The following is an 18,992-nucleotide window of genomic DNA, read 5'->3' as shown; positions in this document are numbered from 1 at the left end:
TGTTATGTAAGCCGTTCAGGTCCATTGCTGGACCCAGCGGCCAAGATCTGCTGTTTAGAGCTCGTCGTCGCTGAACGCGGCGTCGTCCTCTTCGATGGCTGCGGCGCGGGCTGCGAGATCGAAACCGGGAGGGGAGTCCTTGAGGGACAGACCCAGTTCCACGAGCTTTGCCTTGACCTCGTCAATGGACTTCGCACCGAAGTTACGAATGTCCATCAGGTCAGCCTCGGAGCGGGCAACGAGTTCACCCACGGTGTGGATGCCCTCACGCTTGAGGCAGTTGTAGGAACGGACGGTGAGGTCCAGATCCTCGATCGGCAGAGCCATGTCAGCTGCCAGGGCAGCGTCCGTCGGCGACGGGCCAATCTCGATACCTTCAGCTGCGGTGTTCAGCTCACGAGCCAGACCGAACAGTTCCACCAAGGTGGTGCCTGCGGAAGCAACAGCGTCGCGCGGAGCGATTGCCTGCTTGGTCTCGACGTCGACAATGAGCTTGTCGAAGTCAGTGCGCTGCTCAACACGGGTAGCTTCCACGCGGAAAGTTACCTTCATGACCGGCGAGTAGATCGAGTCAACCGGAATACGGCCAATCTCGGAGTCGCCGGACTTGTTCTGAGCTGCCGAAACGTAGCCACGGCCGCGCTCGATGGTCAGTTCGAGTTCGAACTTGCCCTTCGAGTTCAGAGTGGCAATGTGCAGATCCGGGTTGTGGAATTCGACGCCGGCCGGCGGAGCGATGTCCGCGGCGGTGACGACTCCGGGGCCCTGCTTGCGCAGGTACGCAACAACCGGCTCATCGTGCTCGGAGGAAACCGAAAGGTTCTTGATGTTCAGGATGATCTCGGTGACATCTTCCTTGACACCCGGAACCGTGGTGAACTCGTGCAGCACGCCATCGATCCGGATGCTGGTTACAGCGGCACCGGGGATGGAGGAGAGCAGGGTACGGCGGAGGGAGTTTCCGAGGGTGTAGCCGAAGCCCGGCTCCAGCGGTTCAATGATGAAACGGGAGCGGTTCTCGGATACAACTTCTTCAGACAGGGTGGGGCGCTGTGCAATGAGCACTTAGGTTTCCTTTCGGCGAGCATCCGCTATATGACGCAACACAGGTGGTGGAAATCGGCTTCGGTTTCCAGCCTGACCAGCCGGGCCATGCTTATGAAGGGTCGAAACTCTCCACAGCAGGCCCGGCCAGTCAGGCAGGGAAGACCTAATTAGACGCGGCGGCGCTTCGGCGGGCGGCAACCGTTGTGGGCGCTGGGGGTGACGTCCTGGATGGAGCCAACCTCGAGGCCAGCGGCCTGAAGCGAACGGATTGCGGTTTCGCGTCCGGATCCCGGGCCCTTGACGAATACGTCAACCTTGCGCAGGCCGTGCTCCTGAGCGCGCTTTGCAGCGGCTTCAGCAGCCATCTGGGCGGCGAAGGGAGTGGACTTACGGGAGCCCTTGAAGCCAACCTCACCGGCGGAAGCCCATGAGATGACAGCACCGTTCGGGTCCGTGATGGACACGATGGTGTTGTTAAAGGTGCTCTTGATGTGCGCCTGGCCAAGCGCAATATTCTTCTTATCCTTGCGACGCGGCTTACGAACCGCTCCACGAGTCTTCGGGGGCATTGTTTCTCCTACAGAAAGTTATCGGGGGAAAACCGGATCAATCCCGAGGGATTAACGTCCGGCCTTCTTCTTGCCGGCGACGGTGCGCTTCGGGCCCTTACGGGTACGAGCGTTGGTCTTCGTACGCTGTCCGCGTACGGGCAGGCCCTTGCGGTGGCGCAGGCCTTCGTAGCTGCCGATCTCTACCTTGCGGCGGATGTCAGCGGCTACCTCGCGGCGAAGGTCACCCTCAACCTTGTAGTTGCCTTCAATGTAGTCACGCAGCTGAACCAGTTCGGCGTCAGTCAGGTCCTTGACGCGAACGTCGGCGCTGATGCCAGTGGCAGCCAGGGTTTCGTGTGCACGGGTCTTGCCCACGCCGTAGATGTAAGTAAGCGCAATTTCCAACCGCTTTTCGCGGGGAATGTCTACGCCAGCGAGACGAGCCATAGTGGCGGTACTCCTTGAATAAACCGGAGGTCGTAGGCAGTACACCCACACGTTCCGTGTGGCCCCAGCCTCCGACCGGGGGTTCGCTGACCAGGCTCTGTACTGCAGTCCTGGCACAGCTTGTGCTGCCTTTATTTACTTGCGTGGGCTAGCAACCCAGGTTTGCCCTTGCGGGCGCTGATTCCCGGAAGGGGAATTAGCCCTGGCGCTGCTTGTGGCGCGGGTTCTCGCAGATCACCATGACCCGGCCGTTACGGCGGATCACTTTGCACTTGTCGCAGATCTGCTTGACGCTCGGCTTGACCTTCATGGCGTTCCTTTGCGTGTTTTGCAGTTGATCTGCTGGAGCGGCTTAGGCACTATTGCCTGGCCGCCCAGCAATTTACTTGTAGCGGTAGACGATACGACCACGTGTGAGGTCGTATGGGCTCAGCTCAACCACTACCCGGTCCTCGGGGAGGATTCGAATGTAGTGCTGTCGCATCTTCCCAGAGATGTGTGCGAGAACGACGTGCTTGTTGGTGAGCTCAACGCGAAACATCGCATTGGGCAGCGCCTCAGTCACAACGCCCTCGATCTCAATGACCCCGTCCTTCTTGGCCATATCCTCCGCTAACTGTTGTTTGCCGCTGTCCTTCAGTTAGGCACCGAAGATCCAGCGGACGTTTTTTGTTTGCTTGGCTCTCTTGAACCACGACACTAAAAAGGGCGTGGCTGCACAGACAACCAACAAATAACTCTACGCCAATCAGGCCGGAAAGTTAAATCCGTCCATGGTAGCGCAAGGGTCCCCCGCCGTCACTCCCCTGCGGGCCTGAAAGCCGGGAATTCACCTGCCGCCGTCGAGACACTTTCCGCAGCCCCGACGCCGTCGAGTATCGCGAGCCGAACGGCTTCCGCCGCGGCACTTTGAAGCGTTATCAGCGACACTTGCCGCGCCTGTTCAGTACTGCGATCCAGCACGACGGCGCCGGTCGCCAAAGCGAACACGGTGTCACCGTCCGCAAGGGTGTGCGACGGATCCAAGGCCCGGGCCAACCCCGCATGCCCGGCATTGGCAGTCCGCTTGCATTCGGCAACATCAAGGGCAGCATTCGTAGCGATCACCACCAACGTCGTGTTGAGCCCCTGCGGTGGAACTCCCGGATCGGCAGAGGCTTGCGGCCCTGTCGCGCTGAACACCGGCGAACCAAGCGCATTAACTACCGCAAGGGCCCCCACAATCACGCCGCCGTCGAGGGTGATGGACGACGTTCCGATGCCACCTTTGTACTGCCCGCGCGCAACAACGGCACCAGTCCCCGCACCCACGTTTCCACGTTCGACGACGGCATGGTCACCTGAGGCGAACGCTGCAGCGGCTGCCTGGTATCCCATGTCGGCGCCGGGTCGAGCTTTCACGTCACCGCCCCGCCCGAGGTCGAAGATGGCGGCCGCAGGCACAATCGGCACCACAGTTCCGGGAACAGCGAAGCCCCTCTCCTGTTCTTCGCACCACAACTGGGCCCCGCCAGCCGAGGCCAACCCAAAAGCGCTGCCCCCGGTCAGCACCACGGCATCCACAGTGGATACCAGCGTGGTGGGATCCAGTGCGTCGGTCTCATGAGTCCCAGGACCTCCACCGCGAACATCCACAGACCCCACGGTCCCCACGGGAGGAAGAACAACTGTCACTCCGGACAGCCACCCCACCCCCACCCTCTGCACATGCCCAACCCGTATGCCGGCAACATCGGTGATCGAATTCATGGCTCCATTCTCCACCTGCACGAAGGCGGACTCAGCGAATTGACTGGCACCCGGCAGCGCGCGTCTAAGGGAGGAACGACCGAGCGCGCAGAGGGTGGCAGCCAATTGGCTGCCACCGATGAAGGGCAAAGTGGGAGCCCGGCCTCGAATACGAACAAGCGAGTAACGCCGAGTAAACGGGTTGGGAAGTGTCAGACAACTATCGCTACGGACCGCGTATTCGGCCCATTCAGCCGCTGTGCGTGTGGTGAGCTAGGCCTGTCTTCGCCGCCCCGTTCCGGGAGTTGGCGCCCCACGTTCGCCAAAAAACGTTAGTGACCCATGACTACCCGACAGATTCACAGCAGCACCGCGCCTGCAGGCAGGCCGGACTCCACGCCGCCGGTTCCGCCCGTCGATGCCGCCCAGCACCCTCCGGTAAGAAGGGGCTGGTCTGGCCGCAGCCGCAAGGACTTCATGGTTTTCCTTGCCATGGCTTTGCCGAACCTGGTGTTGATCGGCACGTTCACGTATTGGCCCCTGATCAACAACATCTATTACTCCACGCTGGATTGGACGCTGGGTTCGGCGTCGGCCACGGTGGTGGGGCTGCAGAACTATGTCACCTTCTTCACCAGCGAGGATGCGTCCAAGGTTCTGGGGACCACAGCCGTCTTTACGTTGGTGACTGTGGGTGGGTCGATGGTTCTCGGGTTGCTGGTTGCCCTGGCGTTGAACTCGAAGGTCCGTGGAACCACCTTTGCGAGGTCCGCGGTGTTTGCCCCTTACGTGCTGTCCGGGGTGGGCGTCGGCCTGGTGTGGCTGTTCATCTTCGATCCCGGCTACGGCGTGCTGGCGTGGATTCTTCGGGGAATGGGGCAGCAGAGCCCACAGTGGATCAACGATCCCCAGTTGTCGCTGGTGATGGTCATCATCGTCTACATCTGGAAGAACCTGGGCTATTGCGCCGTGGTGTACCTCGCCGGGTTGCAGTCCCTTCCCCGCGACGTCATGGAAGCTGCAGCGCTTGATGGGGCAAACAGCGTACGGAGGTTCTTCAACATCTCCATGCCGCTTCTTTCCCCCACTACGTTCTTCCTCTTGATCACCACCATGCTCAGCTCTTTGCAGGCCTTCGACCTCATCCGCATCATGACTCCGCTGGGCAACGGCACCAGCACGTTGATTTATGAGGCGTATCTGCAGGCATTCGGCGCCTATAACCGGGCCGGGTATTCCGCCGCGATCTCGGTGATCCTCTTCGCCATCCTGCTGATCATCACGGTCCTCCAACTGCGGTTCGTTGAGCGAAAGGTCCACTACTCATGAGCGCACCGTTACCAGCCGCCGTCGCGCCTTCCTCACAGGACGCACAGCAGGGCAACCGGCAAGAGTCGCAGCAACCGCAACGGCCGCGTCCCTTCTCCAGCGCCAACCTGCTCCAGACTGTCGCAACCGGGTACGTCCCGTTGATCATTGCCACACTGGTGGTGTTCCTGCCCCTGCTGTGGATGCTGTTGAGCTCTTTCAAGCAGCCGGGCGAGATCGTCACCATGGATTTGAAGATCCTGCCGGAGTCCCTGAACCTGGAAAATTACGCCACGGCGATGACCACCGTCCCGTTTGCGCAGTTCTTCGCCAACAGCCTGATCGTGACCGTCATCGGCTCATCCATCAAGGTCGTCCTGGCCATCCTGACTGCCTACGCCCTCGTGTTCGTGCGATTCCCGTTCAAGAACGTGATCTTCGTGCTGATTCTGGTAGCCCTCATGGTCCCGGCCCAAGTGTCCATCCTGCCCAACTACATCCTCATTGCAGGAATGGGCGGGAAGAACACGTTGTGGGGCATCATCCTCCCCGGCCTCGGCACAGCGTTTGGGACGTTCCTGCTGCGCCAGCACTTCCTGACGCTGCCGCCATCGATCCTCGAAGCGGCCGAAATCGATGGTGCCGGCCACTGGCGGCGCTTGTGGCAGATCATTGTGCCGGTCTCGGTCCCGTCCATCGCCACTGTGGCGTTGGTGACCGTGGTCAGTGAATGGAACGACTACATCTGGCCGCTCATTATCACTGACCGCCCCGAAACCATGACGCTGCCCGTGGGCCTGACGTTGCTGCAGAACTCGGAAGGCAATGGGGCAGGCTGGGGAATCCTCATGGCCGGCGCCGTACTGGTGATCGTCCCCATCCTGCTGGTGTTCGCAGCACTCCAGCGCTACATCGTGGCCGGCCTGACCCAAGGAAGCGTCACCGGCTGATTTTCTCCCTCGGCACCATTCGCATCGAAATACCCTAGTGAAGTTATTGAGAGGAAGCACCATGCGTACCAACCTTGACCGCCGACATTTCCTGGGCCTGGCCGGACTGGGCGCCGGAGCCGCGGCACTGGCCGCCTGTGGCGGACCTTCGACGGCGGGCACGGCAGACGCCGTCGAGACCGCAGCGATCGATTTCAGCGGCGTGAAGCCGGCTGGCTCCATCGACTTCTGGACCAACCACCCAGGCAAGTCGCAGGACGTGGAGAAGGCGATCATTGAGAAGTTCCACGCCAAGTTCCCGGACATCAAAGTCAACCTCGTCACGGCCGGGGCCAACTACGAGGAGATCGCCCAGAAGTTCCAGACCTCGCAGGCAGCCAAGACGGGTCTCCCGGCGCTGGTTGTCCTCTCTGATGTGTGGTGGTTCCGCTACTTCTCCAATGGCAGCATCATCCCCATCGATGGACTGGTGAAGCAGCTGGACATCAAGATCGACGACTTCCAGAAGTCGCTGGTGGACGACTACAAGTACGACGACAAGCAGTGGGCGCTCCCCTACGGCCGGTCCACCCCGCTGTTCTACTACAACAAGGACCATTTCAAGGCGGCGGGCCTCCCTGATCGCGCACCTGCTACGTGGCAGGAATTCGCGGAGTGGGCTCCGAAGCTTAAGGCCACGTCCGGCGCACAGTATGCCTACATTTACCCGGCCCTTGCCGGCTACGCGGGCTGGACCTTGCAAAACAACTTGTGGGGCTGGGGCGGCAGCTGGTCCAATGACTGGGACATCACGTGTGATTCCACCGAGTCAGTCGCTGCATTGCAGTGGGCGCAGGATTCCATTTACAAGGACGGCTGGGCGGGCGTCTCGTCCAAGGAAGCCGCAGACGACTTCGCCGCGGGCATCACCTCGTCCACCATTTCCTCCACTGGTTCCTTGCTGGGCGTCCTGAAGGCAGCCAAGTTCAACGTTGGCGTCGGTTTCCTTCCGGGCGGGCCCGAAGTGCCCAGCGGTGTCTGCCCCACGGGCGGTGCCGGTCTCGGCATCCCGAGCGGCATCACCAAGGAGGAACAGCTTGCTGCGGCCACGTTCCTGAAGTTCATGACCGAACCGGAGAACACCGCCGCTTTCTCCGCTGCCACCGGGTACATGCCCACGCGTCTCTCGGCCGACATGTCCGCTGTCCTCGCCGCGACACCGCAAATCAAGACCGCCATGGACCAGCTCGCCGTGACCAAGGTCCAGGACAACGCACGCGTGTTCCTGCCGGGTGCGGACCAGGAGATGGCCAAGGCCGCTGCAAAGATCCTCACGCAGCAGGGCGACGTCCAGGCAACCATGACCGAGCTTAAGAAGACGCTCGAGGGCATTTACACCAAGGATGTGAAGCCGAAGCTGAAGGCCTGATTTCTCCTCCAGGCATGAAGAGAGCCGGGCTGCTTCAGCAGCCCGGCTCTTGTGCTCCGGGGCGTACGGGATTGGTACAAGCCTTACGGGATCGGTACAGGCACGACGCCGAGCGGCGCCAACTGCTCGGCGCCTCCATCCGGGGCGGACAGGACCCAGATGCCCTTTTCGTGGACGGCGACAGAATGCTCCCACTGGCAGGAACGCTTGCCGTCGGTGGTGACAACGGTCCAGTCGTCGTCGAGGGTGGCGGTTTCGATGCCCCCGCGCACCAGCATGGGTTCGATGGCCAGGCACAGGCCTGGGCGGATCTTCGGTCCGCGGTGGCCGGTCCGGTAGTTCAGGACATCCGGGGCCATGTGCATTTCGGAGCCAATGCCGTGCCCTACGTAGTCTTCCAGGATGCCCAAGGGCTTGCCGTGGACGGAGGAGACGTAGTCATCGATCGCGTTGCCGATGTCTCCGACGAATTTTCCGTTGGCAAGGGCGGCGATGCCACGCCACATGGCAGCCTCAGTGACGTCGGAGAGCCGCTGGTCTTCGGGATCCGCCGTACCCACGATGACCGTCCGCGCAGAGTCTGAATGCCAGCCGTCCACGATGCAGCCGCCGTCGATGGAAATAATGTCACCCTCATTGAGGACCTTGGTCCCGGGGATGCCATGGACCACTTCTTCGTTGACGGAGGTGCAAATTGTGGCGGGGAAGCCGTGGTAGCCGAGGAAGTTGGACTTGGCACCTGCATCGTTGAGGACCGCGGCAAAAACATCGTCCAGGTCTTTGGTGGTGACGCCCGGCTTGGCCGCCGCAACTGCAGCATCAAGTGCACGGCTCAGGACAAGCCCGGCCTCCTGCATCTTGCGCATCTGCTCGTTGGTCTTGTATTCAATGCGGGGCTGACCGAACGCCATGTTCTCCTCTGGAAAGTTTGCTGACGGAGCCGATCAGGCTCCGTGCTTGAACCATTTTCCCGCATCCGAGACTGTGGTCGAAATTGGCTCGATTCCCAGCTCGTGCCGGAGGCGTTCCAAGCAGTAGGTTCGCTCCCTCCCGAGTTGGCTCACCGCGTAACGTGTGAGCCGTGGATTCCGGCCGCTCGTCCGCGAAACCGCTTCCGAAATGCCGGCTAAAGCCATGGCTGCGGGCTCGGGAAGGTACCTGATGTCCACGCCGTGGAATCCAGAGGAGTCCAGCACCTGGCGCAGCACTCCACCCAATTCAACAGGCTCAGCGTCCCCCACGTTGACGGCGCCCCGGATTTCGGAGCGGCAGGCGGCAAGGGTTGCTTGCACCAGATTGTCCACGTGCGTCAATTGATGTTTCACCTGGGCCTGTCCGACACTCAGCAAATGGCCTCGCCTGATGTTGCTGATCAGACGTGGCAGCAGCGTCCGGTCCCCCGGCCCGTAGACACCGTGCGGGCGCAGTGCCACGGCATTGCCATGGCGACGGGCTTCGACGTCGGCGAGCGCCTTGCTGCGTCCGTAGGCACTCAGGTGGCGTGTGGCTACCTCATCCTCGGCCCGGTTGACACATGATTCCCACCACGGGTACACGCTGGAACTGGAGATGTGGACCAGGCGGGTGCCAGCGAAGGCCTCGGCCACGGCACGGGTGCCCAGGACGTTGGCCCGGTGGAAGAGGGCAGACGGACCCCAATCGGCAACGTGTGCTGCCGCGTGCACCACAGCGTCAACGCCGGGAAGCCGCGCTGGGGGCAGCCCGGTCAGATCCCAGTAATTCAGGCCGGGTCCGTGCTGTCTCGCGAAGCGGACCACCTCCCATCCCCGGGCCTCCGCAGCTGCGGCCACGGCTCCCCCGATGAACCCAGTGGCGCCGGTGACTGCAATCTTCACCGTGTTCCCGCTGCGTCTGCGTCTGCCTCTGGCTGGGTGCGTGACGCGAACTCCTGCCGCAATGCTGCACGGTCAGGTTTCCGGTGCCGGCCACCGGACGGGATGGACTCCAGGACTTCAATGTGGTCCGGGAGCGCGGATTCGTCGATGAGCCGGGGGAGGTCTCGGGCAAGCCGCGACTTCATCAGGGCTGCACTTTCGCCAGCCGCAGCGACGACGGCCAGCCACACCGACTCGTCTCCAACGTCATCCGGAACGCCTACCATCACTGCTTGCCGGACCCCGGGGATCCCGGCAATGACCGGCTCGTAGAGTGCCGGGTAGATGTTGGTCTTCCCTCGGATGATCATGTCCTTCTTACGCCCGATCATCACCAGCCTGGGCGGCCCGGCGCTGCCGTGGTCCAGCCGGACGAGGTCCCCCGTCGCGTGCTCCACCATCGGGTCTTCGCCCAGGTAGCCGTGGCACACATTGGGACCCCGGACCAACAGTTCGTGGTCTTCAGCCACCCGGATTCCGACGGCGGGCAGCGGCTCCCCCAGGAAGTCACCTTCGCCTGTGCCGTCGGGGGCCGTTACTTCAGCCTCTGCACCTGACGCGAAGGCCAATTTCTCGTGTCCGTCGGCAATGGCGATTGGAAGCGCTTCGGTCATGCCATAGATCAGTTTGAACTCGATGCCCGGAAGCAGTTGCATGGCCCGTTTCAGAAATGGCGCCAGGATCGGCGCCGCCCCAAGCATGACTGTCCTCAGCGATGCCGGCAGCCTGACCGTTCCTTCCTCGATCGAGTCCAGGATGGGCGCCAACTGTGACGGCACAAGGAAAAGGTGGGTGGCGCCGTCGTACGCTGTTTTTTGGCCGGCCACAGGCCCAAGTTCGCCCGCAAGCCGGAGAGGATCGATGTGGGCGGAGAATCCGTACGCCGGCATGGTCCAGTGCGCACCGGCAATGAGCGCGGGCAGGCCCATCATGAGTTGCTCCGAGTGGACCCTGTCGCCTTCCCTGAAGGTGCAGCGCGTGGTGAGTTGTCCAAAGCCCGCGGCGAGCGATCCCCGGGTGTGGATCACGCCTTTGGGAGCACCGGTAGTCCCCGATGTGAAGATGATGACGGCTTCCTGCGAAGACGCATTCACGGCGTCGCCGCCAATTTTGCCATCCCCCGTTGCCATCCGCGTCGACGCCAGGGCCCTCACCGGCGACGCGCCCCGTGGCACACCAGGCAACCACGGTCCCGCGTAGTAGTGGCGGACCTCCATGGCGCCATAGTTGGGGAGAAGCAGGCCCCGCCTCCGTGCAAGGGGACGGAAAGGGCTCTTGGCGCTCAACGCGTACAGGAGCGACTCCGAGGCTGCCCACTGCGGCGACGCGAGCCCTGCACGATCCCGAAAGAGGGAAGGACCGATTCCCGGGTCAATAAACACCACCGAGCCACCCGCCCGCACAGCGCCCAAGGCAAGGACAAACGCCGCAGGGCTGGGACGTACGGAGAACAACATGCGCTCCCCCAAGCCGAATCCGTCCTTCTGGAGGCTGAGCGCCGTCGCCTCGATCCCGTCCACCAGCTCACGGTAGGTGATGGTCTGTCCGGGTTTCACTGCCTCCGCACCACGCACGCCCCTGATGCGGCGTGCTTTGCCTGGGGCTGTGATCGCCGGGTGTTGCGGGAACCGTTCCGCTGCTGCATATACGGCGGCGATCAGGTCGGCAGTGCCCGCTGACTGCTCAACTGTCTCCTCAGACATTCGCCAGTTCCAGACTCTTGTATCCCGGAATGAGAACTCCTCTGCTGACACGGCGGCTCCGGATGGTCCAGGGTTGCTGAAGATACCGGTCCAGCAGTACGTCCAAGGCTGCGTTGATCTCGGCCATGGCCAACGGCATGCCGATACAGAAGTGTGCTCCCGCGCCGAACCACAGCTGACGCGCTTGCGGGGGTATGGCCTCTGCCGGGTCAAAGCCGCGGAGGCTCTTGGCAGCGTGGACGGTGGATAGCAGTATCCTGTCGCCGGCCCGGACCTCCGTCCCTCCAATGACTCCGGGGGCCACTGCATCCCGGATCATCATGGGCGATGGCACTGTGAAGCGAAGGGCCTCATTGATCACGGCAGGAACGGTTGAGCGCTGGTTGGCCAGTTCCTCAACCCGTCCGCTGTCCGTAAGGAGCGCCACCATCCGAGGAAGGAATGAGACCAGCGTTTCGGTGCCCACCATGACGAAAGCACTGATGATGCCCATCGCTTCTTCCTCGCTCATGCCGAGTTCCCGGAGCCTCCCGGGAAATGTCCCGGGGTCACTCTCCCGGTAGGCCACCCTGGCCGGTCCTGCCAGGATTCCGACGGCGGAACGCCCCTTCGCGATTTGCCGCGCCGTCAGGGAGGGACGCCCCAAGCGGACAAGCGAGGAAATGGAAGAGCCCAGGTTGAAGAGTTCCTTGTTGGGTAGCCTGCCCGGCGCGTCGTCGGGCACTCCCAGCAACCGGGAGATCACTCCCCCTGCCAGGTCCTTCACGCATTCCACCACGTCCACCGAACGTCCCGCGTCCAGTTCCTTGGCGATTCGTGACTCAAAGGCGGATGCCGCCGGCTCCACTATCCCGGCCACCGACCGCGGCGTGAACAGATCACCGAGGCGTTGCCGCAATTTCTTGTGGTCTTCGCCATCCATGTTCACCAAGGCTTTGGGGCCCACCACGGGAGTCCAGAGGGCGCCTGAACCCGAGCGGCCATTCTTGACAAATCTCTGCTGGTCCATGAGGACCTCACGAACCAAGCCGGCTTCACTGACCAACACCCCCAACCCTGGCAGCTTGACCACCGGACGGAGGCTGCCCAAACCTCGAATCATCGGATACAGCAGAGGGTGGGCGCCCAGGTGGATGCGTCGTTCCCATTGCTCAGCCGTGGCCACGTCCGCCATCACCGGATATCCACGTGCTCGGGACGGTACCGGTGGTCTGCGTACCACGCCAGCGTGTTCTTCAAGCCCCAGGCCTTGACGCGGCGTGAGGAGCCGAATACCACAACATCCCGCCGCAGGGCGTAGTTCCGGGTCAGCTTTCTGACCCGATTGGACAGTGCCCTGTCCTCATGGAGGTCTTCGATGCTGGAGCGGGGGAATCCGCCGGACCGGTGGTACATATCTGCGGTGATGGCCATGTTGCAGCCCGGGAGCATTTGGTACGGCCCCAGGTACCCCTCGCCCTTATTGCCGGGACGGATACGGCCAAAGAATGAGGCCACCTCCACCGCGAGCAACATCATCCGCCGTTCACCGGCGCTGATTCCCTCATCAAGCCTCGGATTAAGCTGGCCAGCGATCAGTTCCAGCCCGTCATCGAAGGCGGCCATGATCCTGGCAGTCCAGTCCGGAGCTGCGAGGCAATCGGAATCGGTGCGGGCCAACCATACTGCGCCGTGCTCCACACCGAAGCGCATGCCCGTATCCGCCGCCGCCCCAGTACCCTTCTGCCCTTCGGTCAGCAGCCGGATGTCCATTCCGGGATGTTCCGCGGCGAACTCAGCCACGATGCCACGGCTGTTATCAGTGGATCCGTTGTCCACCACAACAACCGTGAAATCCTTGTGCTCTTGGGCCGCCAAGGACATCAGTGTCTGACGTACCAGTTTCTCCTCGTTCAGCATCGGAACAGCGATACACAGCGGCCTGGTGGGAGCGCTGCTCGCCAGCCCTGGGCTTACAGGCTCCGGCCGTGCGTTCATGGCCGTCACAGCCGCACCACGGCCATGCCCAGGCTGACGCCGCCGGCCAATCCCACCAACGCGACGAGGTCACCTGGTCCACACCGTCCGCTGTCCATGGCGAGTTTCAGTTGCAGCGGCAGGCTGACTGACGCCAGGTTGCCGAAATCCTCCACGGAAGGGACCAGCAACTCACTGGGGACACCGGCACGCTCAGCGAAGATCGCCCGGTACGGAGCACTGACTTGATGAACACACACCACTGCGAAGTCCGTCCATGACAGGTCAAGCCGCTCGAGCGTCTGGTCAAGAATCTCAGAACCAAGATCCAGGAACGCGTCCTTCAGCTTTTCACCGTCCATGCTGAAATAGCTGGCTTCCGGATCGCGGGGAAACGCGGAACCTCCCGCTGAGAGCGTACCCACAGACCAGTGGCTGCTCCGCGCCGTGAAGGCCATGGACAGGATTCCGGCCGCCCCTTCGGGACCTGGCGGCTCCCGGTCTGCCGCCTCAAGCAAAACTGCGGCACCGCCGTCGCTCATGGTGTACCCGGGAAAACTGGACGCAAAAGTCTCAAAGTCCGGAACCTTCCACCGAACTGCCCTCGACGGCGATTCACCGGTGGCCACCAGCACGCGGGCATAGCGTCCCGTAGCGATCAGGGAGTCCCCCACTTCGACGCCGTTGAGGAAACTGTTGCAGGCGTTCTTGACGTCCATGACCGGACATGCGAGCCCCAACTTTGCCGCAACCATATGTCCGGTGGCCGGCTCCACCATGTCCTGGCTGGCCGAAGCAAAGATCAAGAGGTCTACTTCCGGAGCCTGCAGTCCACACTCAGCCATAACCTTGGCCGCAGCGTTGGCCGCCAGGTCCGACGCTTGTTCGGTTTCAGCCATGACACTGCGGGAACGGATTCCCGTGACGCGACCGATCAGGCCCTGAGGGACCCGGAACCCCGGACTGTGCTCAGCAATACGGCGCTCGACGGCGGCCGTGTCCAGCCGGGCGGGTGGCAGGTAGACCTCGAGCCCCGAAATCCGGCTGTGCCCAGATAAAGCAGTGTGCATGCGGTTCCCCCAACAGTCTGCCGCGAAACGAAAAATGGGTGTGCCCCGCACCAATGGTACGGGACACACCCTTCGCTCCAGAGCCGCGCGAACCGGCTATGTGGAAAACAAGCTAGACGGCCTTGGCCGACTCAATCGCGGTGAGGACACGATCGGTAACTTCATCGATACCGCCAATGCCATCAACCTGCGTGAGGATTCCACGCTCGGCGTACTTGGCCACAACGGCTTCGGTTTGCTCGTGGTACAGATCAAGACGGTGACGGATCACGGTCTCGTTGTCATCGGAACGTCCGGTCTCTTTGGCCCGGCCAAGGAGACGGGTCACCAGTTCTTCGTCATCGGCGGTCAGCTGGAGCACGACGTCGAGCTCCTGCTGGCCTTCGGCGAGGATCTGGTCCAGGTAATCAACCTGGGCCGTGGTACGCGGGTAGCCGTCCAGGAGGAAGCCGTTCTCCACGTCGCTCTGGCTCAAGCGGTCCCGAACCATGTCGTTCGTAACGCTGTCCGGAACGAAGTCGCCTGCGTCCATGTACTTCTTGGCTTCAATGCCCAAGGGTGTTTCGCCCTTGACGTTGGCACGGAAGATATCGCCAGTGGAAATGGCGACTACGCCGAGGCGCTCGGAAATCCGTTCAGCCTGCGTACCCTTGCCCGAACCGGGAGGTCCAATGATCAGCATTCTCGTCATCGCAAAAGCCCTTCGTAGTGACGTTGTTGTAGCTGCGCATCAATCTGCTTGACGGTTTCCAGGCCGACACCCACCATGATCAGGATTGAGGTGCCACCGAACGGGAAGTTCTGGTTGGCATTGATCAGGACGAGTGCAACCAGCGGAATCAACGCCACGAAGCCCAGGTAGAGGGCTCCAGGCAGGGTGATCCTGGAAAGCACGTACTGCAGGTAGTCCGCGGTCGGTTTACCCGCCCGGATGCCCGGAATGAACCCGCCGTACTTCTTCATGTTGTCCGACACTTCTTCAGGGTTGAAGGTGATGGCCACGTAGAAGTACGTAAAGAACACGATCATGGCGAAATAGAGCGCCATGTAGATGGGGTGGTCGCCACGGGTGAGGTTGTTGTTGATCCACTCAACCCACGGGGCCATCTGCTCCCCTGGCGCCGGCTGGTTGAACTGCGAAATCAGCCCGGGCAGGTAGAGCATGGAGGACGCGAAGATGACAGGCACAACGCCGGCCATGTTCACCTTGATGGGAATGTAGGTGCTGGTACCGCCCACTGTGCGGCGGCCGATCATGCGCTTCGCATACTGGACCGGAACACGGCGTTGGGACTGCTCCACGAAAACGACCAAGGACACAGTCAGCAAACCGACAGCCAGCACGGTGAAGAAGGTGCCGGGACCCTTGCTCTCCCAGATGGCACCCAGCGAACCCGGGAAGCTTGCAGCGATGGAGGTGAAGATGAGCAGCGACATACCGTTGCCCACACCCTTCTCCGTCACCAGCTCGCCCATCCACATGATGAGGCCGGTACCGGCCGTCAACGTGATGATGATGAGGATGGTGGTCATGATGCTCTCATCGGGGATGATGGGCAGGTTGCAGCCCGGGAGCAGTTGACCGGACCGGGCCAGGGACACCAGAGTGGTGGCGTTCAGCAGGCCGAGGGCGATAGTGAGGTACCGGGTGTACTGGGTCAACTTTGACTGTCCCGAGGAACCCTCTTCGTAGAGCTGCTGGAACCGGGGAATGACCACCCGGAGCAGCTGCACGATGATGCTCGCCGTGATGTAGGGCATGATGCCCAAGGCAAAGACTGAGACCTGCAGCAACGCGCCGCCGCTGAACAAGTTAACCAGCTGGTAGATGCCCTGCGAGGTGTCACCGGTGTTCAAGCATTGCTGGACATTCTGGTAGTTCACACCAGGCGAGGGGATAAAAGCTCCCAAGCGGAAGATTGTGATGATTCCCAGCGTGAACAACAACTTGCGTCGCAAATCAGGCGTCCGAAACGCCCGGCCGAATGCGCTTAGCAAGCGTCCTCCTGAGTAGAAAGTACAAGGATGTGATCGGGCTCAATGAAACCCAACAACCGAGTCTAACTGCTTGTGACGCCGTCGTAATAATCGAGAGTCCTCAACCACGAAAAAAATCCCGGTACACAGGGCCGAAGCCCCGCGTACCGGGATCCTTTTTTACAACGGGCATCTGCCCCACTGGCTCTTAGAGAGCAGTGGTGCTTCCGCCTGCTGCAGCAATCTTTTCCGTAGCACTGGCGGAGAATGCGTGGGCCGTAACATCAACCTTGACGGTGATGTCGCCGGTGCCAAGCACCTTCACGGGCTGGTTCTTGCGAACGGCACCCTTCTCAACCAGGGACTCAACGGTGACAGCGCCACCTTCCGGGAACAGCTCGTTGAGCTTTTCCAGGTTGACAACCTGGAACTCAACCCGGAACGGGTTCTTGAAGCCGCGCAGCTTCGGCAGGCGCATGTGCAGCGGCAGCTGGCCGCCGGCAAAGCCAGCCTTTACCTGGTAGCGGGCCTTCGTACCCTTGGTACCGCGACCAGCGGTCTTACCCTTGGAGCCTTCACCACGACCAACACGGGTCTTGGCGGTCTTGGCACCCGGGGCGGGACGCAGGTGGTGGACCTTCAGAGCGTTCTGCTTCTCAGCAGTCTCTGCGGCGGTCTTGTTCTCTGCCATTACTTCGCCTCCTCTACATTCACGAGGTGCGGAACCGTGTTCAGCATTCCAACGGTCACGGCATCAGCGGAGCGGACAACAGTGTGTCCGATGCGCTTGAGGCCGAGGGACCGAAGGGTGGCGATCTGGTTCTGCTTGGCGCCAATGACGCCCTTGATCTGGGTGATTTCCAACTTGGCGTCGGAGGGAGTCAGGTTCTTAGCCATGACTAAACACCTGCCTTCTGGTTCTGGAGCGCGCGCACCAGAGCAGCAGGAGCAACCTCGTCCAGCGGCAGGCCACGGCGGGCAGCCACGGAAGCGGGCTCTTCGAGCTGCTTCAGAGCGGCAACGGTCGCGTGAACGATGTTGATCGCGTTGGAAGAACCGAGCGACTTGGAGAGGATGTCGTGGATGCCCACGCACTCCAATACCGCGCGGACCGGGCCACCGGCGATAACACCGGTACCGGCGGAAGCCGGACGCAGCAGGACTACGCCTGCAGCAGCCTCACCCTGCACACGGTGCGGGATGGTGCTGCCAACGCGGGGTACGCGGAAGAAGGACTTCTTGGCCTCTTCAACGCCCTTGGCGATAGCAGCGGGAACTTCCTTGGCCTTGCCGTAGCCGACGCCGACCATACCGTTGCCGTCACCGACGACGACGAGAGCGGTGAAGCTGAAGCGACGACCACCCTTGACGACCTTGGCAACGCGGTTGATGGTGACAACGCGCTCTACGAACTGGCTCTTCTCAGCCTCACGACCGCCGTCGCGGCCACCACGGCCACCACGGTCGCCGCGGCCCTGGCCACGGTCGCCGCGCTCGCCACGACGTCCGCCGCGGCGGTCATCGGCAGCGGGTGCGGTCTCAGTTGCTTCAGCAGCTACAGCTTCAGTCACCTGAATGTCCTTTTCGTTATTTTCAACGGTCACAGTGCCAGCCCACCTTCGCGAGCACCGTCAGCGACGGCGGCGATGCGGCCGTGGTACTTGTTACCGCCACGGTCGAAGACAACAGCCTCGACGCCTGCAGCCTTGGCGCGCTCTGCAACGAGCTCGCCGACGCGCTTGGCCTTGGCAGTCTTGTCTCCGTCGAATGCGCGAAGGTCAGCTTCCAGGGTGGAAGCGTAAGCCACGGTTACACCCTTGCTGTCATCGACAACCTGGACGAATACGTGACGTGCCGAACGGTTGACGACCAGACGAGGACGTACAGCCGTACCGGTGATGCGCTTGCGGATACGAAGCTGGCGACGGCTGCGTGCAGCAGACTTGCTCTTGTTCGTACGCTTCTTATTAATTGCGATGGCCATGGTTTACTTACCAGCCTTTCCGACCTTGCGGCGGATGACTTCGCCGGCGTAACGGACACCCTTGCCCTTGTAGGGGTCAGGCTTGCGCAGCTTGCGAATGTTGGCAGCAACCTCGCCGACCTGCTGCTTGTTGATACCCGAAACAGAGAGCTTGGTCGGACCCTCTACTACGAAGGTGATGCCTTCGGGTGCAGAGACGTTAACCGGGTGGCTGTAGCCCAGAGCGAACTCCAGGTCAGAACCCTTGGCCTGAACGCGGTAACCAGTACCAACGATTTCAAGCTTCTTCTCGTAGCCCTCGGTAACGCCCTGAATCATGTTGGCGATCAGGGTGCGGGTCAGGCCGTGCAGCGAACGCGAGTTGCGCTCGTCGTTCGGGCGGGTGACCGTCAGGGTGTTCTCTTCCTGGGTAACCTCGATCGGGCTGGCCACAGTGTGGCTCAGCTCGCCCTTGGCACCTTTGACGTTGATGACGGAGCCATCAAGCTTGACCTCAACTCCGGCAGGAACGGTGATGGGGAGACGTCCAATACGTGACATTATTCTCTTCCTTTCCCGTTACCAGACGTACGCGAGGACTTCGCCGCCCACGCCCTTCTTGCCGGCCTGCTTGTCAGTCAGGAGGCCGGAAGAGGTGGACAGGATTGCGACACCCAGGCCACCCAGCACGTGCGGCAGGTTGGTGGACTTCGCGTAAACGCGGAGACCCGGCTTGGAGATGCGGCGGACGCCAGCGATGGAACGCTCGCGGTTCGGACCGAACTTAAGGTCGATGGTCAGCTTCTTGCCAACCTCGGCGTCTTCTTCCTTCCAGCCGGCAATGTAGCCTTCTGCCTTCAGGATGTCAGCAACGCGTGCCTTCAGTTTGCTGTACGGCATGGACACGGTGTCGTGGTATGCCGAGTTCGCATTGCGCAGACGCGTGAGCATGTCTGCGACAGGATCTGTCATAGTCATTTGGGCTATAG

At 61.8% G+C, this 18,992-nt stretch carries 23 protein-coding genes; 3 read left to right on the top strand and 20 right to left on the bottom strand.

What is annotated here, in order from left to right:
• Window positions 1-54: 54 nt before the first annotated feature.
• From WBN73_RS02270 to WBN73_RS02245, 6 genes are all read right to left on the bottom strand, one after another.
• A complete protein-coding gene (locus WBN73_RS02270) occupies window positions 55-1,065 on the bottom strand; it encodes a DNA-directed RNA polymerase subunit alpha (RefSeq protein ID WP_011775567.1) in 1,011 nt (336 codons plus the stop codon).
• A 149-nt stretch (window positions 1,066-1,214) separates the two neighbouring features.
• A complete protein-coding gene (gene rpsK / locus WBN73_RS02265; RefSeq protein ID WP_014922380.1) occupies window positions 1,215-1,616 on the bottom strand; it encodes a 30S ribosomal protein S11 in 402 nt (133 codons plus the stop codon).
• A gap of 51 nt (window positions 1,617-1,667) precedes the next feature.
• A complete protein-coding gene (gene rpsM, locus WBN73_RS02260) occupies window positions 1,668-2,045 on the bottom strand; it encodes a 30S ribosomal protein S13 (protein WP_011775569.1) in 378 nt (125 codons plus the stop codon).
• A gap of 196 nt (window positions 2,046-2,241) precedes the next feature.
• Window positions 2,242-2,355: a 50S ribosomal protein L36 gene (rpmJ, locus tag WBN73_RS02255; protein ID WP_011775570.1), complete on the bottom strand. Its 114-nt coding sequence runs from the start codon at window positions 2,353-2,355 to the stop codon at window positions 2,242-2,244.
• 72 nt (window positions 2,356-2,427) lie between these two features.
• Window positions 2,428-2,649 (bottom strand): translation initiation factor IF-1, encoded by a 222-nt coding sequence (gene infA / locus WBN73_RS02250; protein ID WP_011775571.1) that lies wholly within the window; start codon window positions 2,647-2,649, stop codon window positions 2,428-2,430.
• A 194-nt stretch (window positions 2,650-2,843) separates the two neighbouring features.
• Window positions 2,844-3,794, bottom strand: coding sequence for a P1 family peptidase (locus WBN73_RS02245; RefSeq protein WP_337339351.1), 951 nt, complete (start codon window positions 3,792-3,794; stop codon window positions 2,844-2,846).
• Window positions 3,795-4,115: 321 nt separating this feature from the next.
• On the opposite strand from WBN73_RS02245, the gene WBN73_RS02240 reads away from it, so the two are divergent.
• The 3 genes from WBN73_RS02240 (at window position 4,116) to WBN73_RS02230 (ending at window position 7,439) form a co-directional block, all read left to right on the top strand.
• Window positions 4,116-5,102, top strand: coding sequence for a carbohydrate ABC transporter permease (locus WBN73_RS02240; RefSeq protein ID WP_207594227.1), 987 nt, complete (start codon window positions 4,116-4,118; stop codon window positions 5,100-5,102).
• Entirely contained in the window at window positions 5,099-6,031 is a 933-nt protein-coding gene (locus WBN73_RS02235; RefSeq protein ID WP_337339350.1) for a carbohydrate ABC transporter permease, read from the top strand. Before WBN73_RS02240 ends, WBN73_RS02235 begins: the two co-directional genes overlap by 4 nt.
• 61 nt (window positions 6,032-6,092) lie before the next feature.
• Window positions 6,093-7,439, top strand: coding sequence for an ABC transporter substrate-binding protein (locus tag WBN73_RS02230; protein ID WP_337339349.1), 1,347 nt, complete (start codon window positions 6,093-6,095; stop codon window positions 7,437-7,439).
• An 83-nt stretch (window positions 7,440-7,522) separates the two neighbouring features.
• On the opposite strand, the gene map is transcribed toward WBN73_RS02230, so the two are convergent.
• The 14 genes from map to rpsH form a co-directional block, all read right to left on the bottom strand.
• Complete coding sequence (map, locus tag WBN73_RS02225) at window positions 7,523-8,350, bottom strand: type I methionyl aminopeptidase (protein WP_280623254.1); 828 nt, start codon at window positions 8,348-8,350, stop codon at window positions 7,523-7,525.
• 33 nt (window positions 8,351-8,383) lie between these two features.
• Window positions 8,384-9,295, bottom strand: coding sequence for an NAD-dependent epimerase/dehydratase family protein (locus WBN73_RS02220; protein ID WP_337339348.1), 912 nt, complete (start codon window positions 9,293-9,295; stop codon window positions 8,384-8,386).
• On the bottom strand, window positions 9,292-11,037 hold the full coding sequence (locus tag WBN73_RS02215) for a class I adenylate-forming enzyme family protein (protein ID WP_337339347.1): 1,746 nt from the start codon (window positions 11,035-11,037) through the stop codon (window positions 9,292-9,294). The genes WBN73_RS02220 and WBN73_RS02215 overlap by 4 nt, the downstream gene beginning before the upstream one ends.
• The gene (locus WBN73_RS02210) at window positions 11,030-12,211 is read right to left on the bottom strand and encodes a cytochrome P450 (protein WP_337339346.1); all 1,182 of its coding nucleotides are present in this window, start codon (window positions 12,209-12,211) and stop codon (window positions 11,030-11,032) included. Before WBN73_RS02210 ends, WBN73_RS02215 begins: the two co-directional genes overlap by 8 nt.
• Window positions 12,211-13,014 carry a glycosyltransferase gene (locus tag WBN73_RS02205; RefSeq protein ID WP_337339427.1) on the bottom strand — a complete coding sequence of 268 codons (804 nt, stop codon included), beginning with the start codon at window positions 13,012-13,014 and terminating at the stop codon, window positions 12,211-12,213. Before WBN73_RS02205 ends, WBN73_RS02210 begins: the two co-directional genes overlap by 1 nt.
• A gap of 5 nt (window positions 13,015-13,019) precedes the next feature.
• A complete protein-coding gene (locus tag WBN73_RS02200; protein WP_280623258.1) occupies window positions 13,020-14,063 on the bottom strand; it encodes a 3-oxoacyl-ACP synthase III family protein in 1,044 nt (347 codons plus the stop codon).
• 112 nt (window positions 14,064-14,175) lie between these two features.
• Window positions 14,176-14,745 carry an adenylate kinase gene (locus WBN73_RS02195; protein WP_172324492.1) on the bottom strand — a complete coding sequence of 190 codons (570 nt, stop codon included), beginning with the start codon at window positions 14,743-14,745 and terminating at the stop codon, window positions 14,176-14,178.
• 5 nt (window positions 14,746-14,750) lie between these two features.
• The gene (secY, locus tag WBN73_RS02190) at window positions 14,751-16,061 is read right to left on the bottom strand and encodes a preprotein translocase subunit SecY (RefSeq protein WP_337339345.1); all 1,311 of its coding nucleotides are present in this window, start codon (window positions 16,059-16,061) and stop codon (window positions 14,751-14,753) included.
• Between the two features lie 187 nt (window positions 16,062-16,248).
• Entirely contained in the window at window positions 16,249-16,731 is a 483-nt protein-coding gene (gene rplO / locus WBN73_RS02185; RefSeq protein WP_207594235.1) for a 50S ribosomal protein L15, read from the bottom strand.
• Window positions 16,731-16,937, bottom strand: coding sequence for a 50S ribosomal protein L30 (gene rpmD / locus WBN73_RS02180; RefSeq protein ID WP_089595794.1), 207 nt, complete (start codon window positions 16,935-16,937; stop codon window positions 16,731-16,733). The genes rplO and rpmD overlap by 1 nt, the downstream gene beginning before the upstream one ends.
• A 2-nt stretch (window positions 16,938-16,939) precedes the next feature.
• Window positions 16,940-17,611 (bottom strand): 30S ribosomal protein S5, encoded by a 672-nt coding sequence (rpsE, locus tag WBN73_RS02175; protein ID WP_198318248.1) that lies wholly within the window; start codon window positions 17,609-17,611, stop codon window positions 16,940-16,942.
• 29 nt (window positions 17,612-17,640) lie between these two features.
• Window positions 17,641-18,024, bottom strand: coding sequence for a 50S ribosomal protein L18 (rplR, locus tag WBN73_RS02170; RefSeq protein ID WP_089595796.1), 384 nt, complete (start codon window positions 18,022-18,024; stop codon window positions 17,641-17,643).
• 3 nt (window positions 18,025-18,027) lie between these two features.
• A complete protein-coding gene (gene rplF / locus WBN73_RS02165; protein ID WP_089595797.1) occupies window positions 18,028-18,564 on the bottom strand; it encodes a 50S ribosomal protein L6 in 537 nt (178 codons plus the stop codon).
• Window positions 18,565-18,582: 18 nt separating this feature from the next.
• Window positions 18,583-18,981, bottom strand: coding sequence for a 30S ribosomal protein S8 (gene rpsH / locus WBN73_RS02160; RefSeq protein WP_089595798.1), 399 nt, complete (start codon window positions 18,979-18,981; stop codon window positions 18,583-18,585).
• Between the last annotated feature and the right edge of the window lie 11 nt (window positions 18,982-18,992).

It is taken from the genome of Paenarthrobacter sp. CCNWLY172, from assembly GCF_037402035.1.
GTDB lineage: Bacteria > Actinomycetota > Actinomycetes > Actinomycetales > Micrococcaceae > Arthrobacter.
Note: the sequence above shows the minus strand (reverse complement) of the source record. Positions and strands in the feature narration are given on the sequence as shown.